Origin of the sequence: Bradyrhizobium sp. 23 (assembly GCF_023073295.1) — a bacterium.
In the GTDB taxonomy this organism is placed as follows: Bacteria; Pseudomonadota; Alphaproteobacteria; order Rhizobiales; family Xanthobacteraceae; genus Bradyrhizobium; species Bradyrhizobium canariense_D.
In genome coordinates, this window is the sequence record NZ_JADPJF010000103.1 from 83,250 (window position 1) to 90,074 (window position 6,825).

General features: G+C 65.7%; 5 protein-coding genes and 1 pseudogene. 5 read left to right on the forward strand and 1 reads right to left on the reverse strand.

Annotated features, from left to right (window positions below):
- Positions 1-21: 21 nt before the first annotated feature.
- From IVB32_RS25480 to IVB32_RS25490, 3 genes and pseudogenes are all read left to right on the forward strand, one after another.
- Complete coding sequence (locus IVB32_RS25480; protein WP_018458478.1) at positions 22-1,305, forward strand: glycerate kinase; 1,284 nt, start codon at positions 22-24, stop codon at positions 1,303-1,305.
- Between the two features lie 187 nt (positions 1,306-1,492).
- Positions 1,493-2,167, forward strand: a complete 675-nt coding sequence (locus tag IVB32_RS25485) for a PAS-domain containing protein (RefSeq protein WP_026233591.1) — start codon at positions 1,493-1,495, stop codon at positions 2,165-2,167.
- Positions 2,146-3,303, forward strand: a pseudogene (locus IVB32_RS25490) (EAL domain-containing protein); the annotation flags it as partial. The gene IVB32_RS25485 and the pseudogene IVB32_RS25490, both read left to right, overlap by 22 nt.
- A gap of 198 nt (positions 3,304-3,501) precedes the next feature.
- On the opposite strand, the gene IVB32_RS25495 reads toward IVB32_RS25490, so the two are convergent.
- Positions 3,502-4,023: a MarR family transcriptional regulator gene (locus tag IVB32_RS25495; RefSeq protein ID WP_007605305.1), complete on the reverse strand. Its 522-nt coding sequence runs from the start codon at positions 4,021-4,023 to the stop codon at positions 3,502-3,504.
- A gap of 176 nt (positions 4,024-4,199) precedes the next feature.
- On the opposite strand from IVB32_RS25495, the gene IVB32_RS25500 reads away from it, so the two are divergent.
- Together IVB32_RS25500 and IVB32_RS25505 are read left to right on the forward strand one after the other, a co-directional pair.
- On the forward strand, positions 4,200-5,240 hold the full coding sequence (locus IVB32_RS25500; protein WP_247411767.1) for a branched-chain amino acid ABC transporter permease: 1,041 nt from the start codon (positions 4,200-4,202) through the stop codon (positions 5,238-5,240).
- A gap of 7 nt (positions 5,241-5,247) precedes the next feature.
- Positions 5,248-6,825: ATP-binding cassette domain-containing protein (locus IVB32_RS25505; RefSeq protein ID WP_247411772.1), on the forward strand; the 1,578-nt coding region annotated here is incomplete at its 3' end.

The following is a 6,825-nucleotide window of genomic DNA, read 5'->3' on the forward strand; positions in this document are numbered from 1 at the left end:
GTCCGCTCAAGGCCCTTCGTCATGACCGACCGACGCCCCCTGCTCCGCGCGCTCTACGACGCCGCCGTTGCCGCCGCTCATCCGAGCACAATTCTGGCGCCGCACCTGCGGCCCGCGCCAAAGGGACGCGTGATCTGTCTCGCCGCCGGCAAGGGCGCGGCCGCGATGGCCGCCGCCGCCGAGCGGCATTATCTCGATACGCTCGGGCTCGCACCGGAACGCCTCGTCGGCATCGCCACCACGCGTCACGGCTACGGCGTGCCGACGCGCCGCATCCGCGTGGTCGAGGCCGGTCATCCCGTGCCCGACGAAGCCGGCCTGAAGGGCGCGGCCGACACGCTGGCGCTCGCGGCCGAGGCCGGGCCGGACGATCTGCTCTTGGTGCTGCTCACCGGCGGCGGCTCGGCGAACTGGATCGCGCCCGTCAACGGCATCAGCTTCGGGCAGAAGCAGGCGGTCAACAAGGCGCTGCTCCGCTCCGGCGCGCCGATCGGCGAGATGAATGTCGTGCGCAAGCATCTGTCGCGGATCAAGGGCGGGCGGCTGGCGCGCGCCGGCAAAAATGCCGCCGAGATCGTGACGCTTGCGATTTCCGACGTGCCGCATGACGATCCCTCCGCAATCGCCTCCGGTCCGACCGTGCCCGATCCGACCACGCTCAATGATGCGCGCGCCATCGTCGCCAGGTACAAGCTCGACATCGACGATGCCGTCCGCCGCGCGCTGGACGACCCCGCCAACGAGAGCTGCAAGCCCGGTGATGCCGCCTTCGCGCGCGCGCATTTCGAATTGATCGCACGTCCGAAGCAATCGCTCGACGCTGCGGTCAAACTCGCGCATGAGGCCGGTTACGAGACGATCGATCTCGGCGCCGACCTCGAAGGGGAGGCCCGCGACGTTGCCGCCGATCACGCCAGGCTGGCGCTTCAGGCCCGCGCGCAGGGCAAGCGTGTCGCGATCCTCTCCGGCGGCGAGCTCACGGTCACCGTGCGCGGCAATGGCCGCGGCGGCCCGAACCAGGAATACGCGCTGGCGCTCGCCGGCCTCTTGAAGGACACGCCTGACATCTCCGCGCTCGCCGGCGACACCGACGGCGCCGATGGCGGTGCCGGCAATCCCACTGATCCCGCCGGCGCGCTGATCGACGCGGCGACGTTCGCGAAGATGGCGGCGCAGCGGCTGCAGCCGCAGGCCTATCTCGACAACAACGACGCGACCACGTTCTTCGAGGCGACGGGCGACCTGTTGCTGCCGGGGCCCACGCTGACCAATGTGAACGACATCAGGGTAATCCTGGTCGACTGACACGGTGGCATCGCCATCCCGCCGGCGCCCCGCGCGGTTCGGCGGACGACATGGTTAACGATCTCTGAATTCTCGTCGGTGTCCTCTTTTCCAGGGGGCGGGCATCGCCGCCCTTAACCTCGCGTTCGCCGCAGTTTCAGGAACATGTCCCGAAATTGGGCGAATTGTCGGGCTGATCTACCGCGAGATGTACGCGCTCTCGCCCGACCAGGTGCACCCGGGCACGCCGATCAAGGACCTGATCGAGCATCGGCTCAAACTGGGCCTGAGCATCGGCGGAGAAGCCGGCGCCTATGTCCGTGCCCGCACCGAGGGTTCGGTCGTCAGTGAGCAGACGGTCCAGCAATTCGCCGACGGACGAATCATCGCCTACACCATTCATCCCCTGCCCGACGGCGGCGGCATGGCGACGCACGAGGACATTACAGAGCGCGAAGAGCTCAGTCGGCGGTTGCAGGAGCGCAATTTTCAGTTCGACATCGCGATCAACAACATGTCGCACGGACTCTGCTTCTTCAGCGCCGACCATCGGCTGGTGGTCTGCAACACGCACTTTATCGAGATGTACGGCCTGCCGCCCGACCGCGTTCGTCCGGGCACGCCGCTCCAGGAGATCCTCGACCTACGCTACGAGGTCGGCAGCGTGCCGGCGATGACGCGGGAGGAATACGCCAAATGGCGGACCGATGTCGCCATGTCAGCCGAGGCCATGGACAGCATCGTCGAGATGCAGAACGGGCGAACCTTCAGATCAGGCACCGACCGATGCCCGATCTCAGGTGGGTCGCGACCCACGAAGACATCACCGAGCAGCGCAAGGCGGAATTGCAGATCGCGCATATGGCGCACTACGACGCGCTGACGGACCTCGCCAATCGCGCCCTGCTCGGTCAGCGCCTCAAGCAGGCGCTCGAACAGGGCGGGATGTTCGCGATCCACCACGTCGATCTCGACAAGTTCAAGGCCGTCAACGACACCCTGGGCCACCAGGCCGGCGACATCCTGCTGCAGGATGTCAGCCGCCGCCTCAAGCAGCTCGCGCGCGACAGCGATACGGTCGCGCGCATGGGTGGCGATGAATTCGTGATCCTCCAGACGCCGATTTCCAATTCGAGCGAGGCGGACCTGCTGGCGCGCGACGTTGTCAGGACGCTGAGTGCTCCGTTCGGGCTCGACGGACACCAGACCATTGCGGGCGCGAGCATCGGGATCGCGATTGCGCCTGGCGACGGCTCGACGCCCGAGCAACTCCTGCACAATGCCGATCTGGCCCTGTATCGCGCGAAAAGCGACGGCCGCGGCATGCACTGCTTCTTCGAACCGGCCATGGGCGAAGAAGCGCAAAGCCGTCGCGGGCTGGAGCAGGACCTGCGCAACGGCCTTGCCGCCGGCCAGTTCGAACTGCACTACCAGCCGGTCGTGAAGACCGACGGCGGCGAGATCAGCAGCTTCGAAGCCTTGATCCGCTGGCGACATCCCCGGCGCGGACTGGTCGCGCCCAACAGCTTTATCCCGCTTGCGGAAGAGATCGGCCTGATCGTGCCGATCGGCGAATGGGTGATCCGGCAGGCCTGTGGCACTGCAAGCCGATGGCCGGACCATCTGCACGTCGCCGTCAACATCTCGGCGGTGCAATTCCGCCAGCCGGGCCTGACGGAGGTGATCGTCGGCGCGCTGGCGGCCTCCGGCCTCGATCCGCGGCGGCTGGAGATCGAGATCACGGAAAGCGTGTTTCTGCAGGACAGGAACGGAACGCTGACGACGCTGCACCAGCTCCGGGCGCTGGGCATCAAGGTCGCCATGGACGATTTCGGCACCGGCTATTCGTCACTGACCTATCTGCAATGCTTCCCCTTCGACAAGATCAAGATCGACCGGTCTTTCGTCAGCGGCGTGGAAAACAATGCGGCATCCCTCAGCATCGTGCGGGCGGTGGCGGCACTGGCGCGCGGGATGGGCATGACGACGACGGCGGAGGGGGTGGAGAGCGAGGAGCAACGGGACCGGATCGCAGCGGAGGGCTGCACGGAAATGCAGGGCTATTTGTTCAGCCCTCCGTTGCCCGCCGAGGAAATCGAGCGCCATTTCCTGTCCGCGAAAACACCTGCCATGCCCGACCGGTTCGCTCTGCGGCATAACCGCCGCCAGCCCGCCCGCGCTTCCGGGTTTGATGCCCGGTCGCCGGGCAATCAACCGTCAAAACTCGTTGGCGATCTTCGAGAGCATCCCGAGCAGGGCTTCGCGGTTGGACGGCCCGAGCAGCTCGTTCAGCCGGGCCTCGTGCTTGGTGGCGACGAGCTTCTTGGCGCGGGCCAGCACGGCCTTGCCCTTGTCGGTCAGCACCAAGATGTGCGAGCGGCGGTCGTTGGTGGAGCGGATCCGCGCGCAAAGGTCGCGGCTCTCGAGATTGTCGAGCATCGCCACGAAATTCGGGCGCAGGATGCCGAGGGTGGAGGCGATCTCGGTCTGGTTACGGCCGGGGTTTTTCTCGACCAGCAGCAGCACGGAGAACTGCGCCGGCGTGAGCTGGAGCGAGGCCATGCAGCGCAGGAAGTTCTCGAACACCTTGAGCTGTGCCCGCTTCAGGACATAGCCGAGCTGCTCCGAGAGCTCGCCGAGCTGGAGGGCTTCACCAGGCCCGTCGGCCGCGTCCTTGCGGCCCTTGGCGGTCTCGGCGGGTTTTTCAGAGGACTTTTCAGCGGTTTTGGAAACGGTCATCGCCTCATGCTCGCAATCCCGTTAAGTTCGGGAGGATCGTTCGCCACCCTTGATGTTATATTTGATAATTGTTATGGACCATATCAAATATCGTCAGCGCTGTTCAATGGCTGTGAGCGGACCGTCCACCACAATCAGGGGACCGGTCCTGAATCTTTGAGGGGGAGCGTCCGGTCTTGAATACCACCATCATGCTGTTCCTGCTGCAGGACGGCATCACCAATGGCGCGATCTATGCGCTGCTCGGCCTGGCGCTGGTGCTGGTGTTCGCCGTCACCCGCGTCATCCTCATTCCCCAAGGCGAATTCGTCACCTATGGCGCGCTGACCTATGCCTCGCTGGCCGCGGGCCAGATGCCGGGTACGGCGAAACTCGCGCTCGCCCTGGGCATTGGCGCCTTCGCGTTCGACCTGTTCGCCGCGCGCAAGGCGCTGCACGGACGCCTGATCCTGCGCAGCGTCATCACCAATATCGTGCTGCCGGCCATCGTGCTGGCGCTGACCGTCTACTACGCCTCTCAGAAGCCGCCGGTTGCGGTCTGCATCGCACTGTCGCTGGTGATCGTGGCGATGATCGGCCTGTTTCTCTACCGCATCGCATTCCAGCCGCTGGCGCACACCTCCGTGCTGGTGCTGTTGATCGCCTCGGTGGGCGTTCACCTCGCGCTTCAGGGTTTGGGCCTTTTGTTCTTCGGCGCCGAAGGCCAGCGCGGACCTGCCGTGCTGTCCGGCTCCTTCACCAGCGGTGCGCTGCGCTTCACCGGCCAGAGCATCACGGTCTATGGCATTACCATCGCCTTCATCGTCGGGCTGTGGCTGTTCTTTGGGTTGACACTTTACGGCAAGGCGCTGCGCGCGACCGCTGTGAACCGGCTCGGTGCCCGGCTCGTCGGCATCCGCACCACGCTATCCGGTCAGATCGCCTTCCTGCTGGCGTCCGTCATCGGCGCACTGTCGGGCATCATGATCGTGCCTATCACGACGCTGTATTACGACTCGGGCTTCCTGATCGGCCTGAAGGGCTTTGTCGCCGCGATCATCGGCGGGCTTGTCAGCTACCCCCTCACCGCCGTCGCGGCGCTAGTCGTCGGCATCGTCGAGGCGTTCTCGTCCTTCTATGCCTCCAACTACAAGGAGGTGATCGTTTTCATGCTCTTGATTCCCGTGCTGCTGCTGCGCTCGCTCGCGGCGCCTGCGGTCGAGGAAGAGAAGGACTGACGCCAAGATGCAGAGCCGGCTCCCCATCCTCATCTTCGCGCTGATCATGGCGGCGATCCCGTTTGTTCCGGGCATGCCCCCATTCTGGATCGTGCTGCTCGACAATATCGGCCTCGCGGCCCTGGTCGCGATGGGCCTCGTGCTGCTGACCGGCGTCGGCGGCCTGACCTCGTTTGGACAAGCGGCCTTCGTCGGCTTCGGCGCCTACACCACCGCGGTGCTGTCGACAACCTACGGCATGTCGCCCTGGCTGACGCTACCACTGTCGCTGCTGGTCAGCGGATTGCTGGCGGTGCTGCTCGGCCTCGTCACCGTCCGTCTCTCCGGCCATTATCTGCCGCTCGGCACGCTCGCCTGGGGACTCGGCTTGTTCTATCTCTTCAGCAAGCTGGAATTTTTGGGAAGAAACGACGGCATCTCGGCGATCCCGCCGCTGTCGATCGGCTCGTTCAAAATGCTCTCGCCCGGCTCGATCTACTACGCGATCTGGGTTGCCGTGATCCTCTCGGCGTTGCTCACGATGAACCTGCTGGACTCCCGCACCGGCCGCGCCATCCGCGCGCTCCGGCGCGGCCATGTCGCGGCCGAGGCGTTCGGCGTGCACACCCCGCGGGCGAAAATGCTGGTGTTCATCCATGCCGCCGTGCTCGCCGGCCTCTCCGGCTGGCTCTACGCCCATCTTCAGCGCGCGGTGAACCCGACGCCGTTCGGCGCGCAGGCGGGCATCGAGTATCTCTTCATCGCCGTGGTCGGCGGCGCCGGCTATGTCTGGGGCGGCGTCCTGGGCGCGGCGCTGGTCGTGGTCCTGAAGGAAGTGCTGCAGAGCTACCTGCCGTTGATCCTGCCCGGCTCGGGCCAGGTCGAGACCATCGTGTTCGGCATCATGCTGGTGGCGTTGCTCCAGCTCGCACCCGGCGGCGTCTGGCCCTGGCTGATGTCGTTCCTGCCCCAGCGTACCAGTGGCAAGAAGCCAGACACTTCGCTGAAACTGGAGCAGCGCACCCGCTCGCCCGGCCAATCCAGCGTCCTGCTCCAGGTCGAGAAGGCGCGGAAACAATTTGGCGGCGTGGTCGCGGTGAACAACGTCTCCTTCGACGTCCAGGCTCGCGAGATCGTCGCGCTGATCGGCCCCAACGGCGCCGGCAAGAGCACCACCTTCAACCTGATCACCGGCGTGCTGTCGGCCAGCTCGGGCTCGATCTCCGTGCTCGGCAACAAGGTCGACAGGGCGCCGCCGCAGGAGATCGTCAAGCTCGGCATCTCCCGCACCTTCCAGCACGTCAAGCTGGTGCCTGATATGACCGTGCTGGAAAACGTCGCGATCGGTGCCCATCTGCGCGGCCATTCGGGGCCGATCTCCTCGATGCTGCGGCTCGACCGCACTGATGAGGCAAAGCTGCTCGCCGAAGCCACCCGCCAGATCGAGCGGGTCGGACTTGGCGAGCAGATGCATCAGCTCGCAGGCTCGCTCTCACTGGGACAGCAACGGATCGTCGAGATCGCCCGTGCGTTGTGCGTCGATCCGATGCTGCTGCTGCTCGACGAGCCGGCCGCCGGCCTGCGCCACATGGAGAAGGAGCGGCTC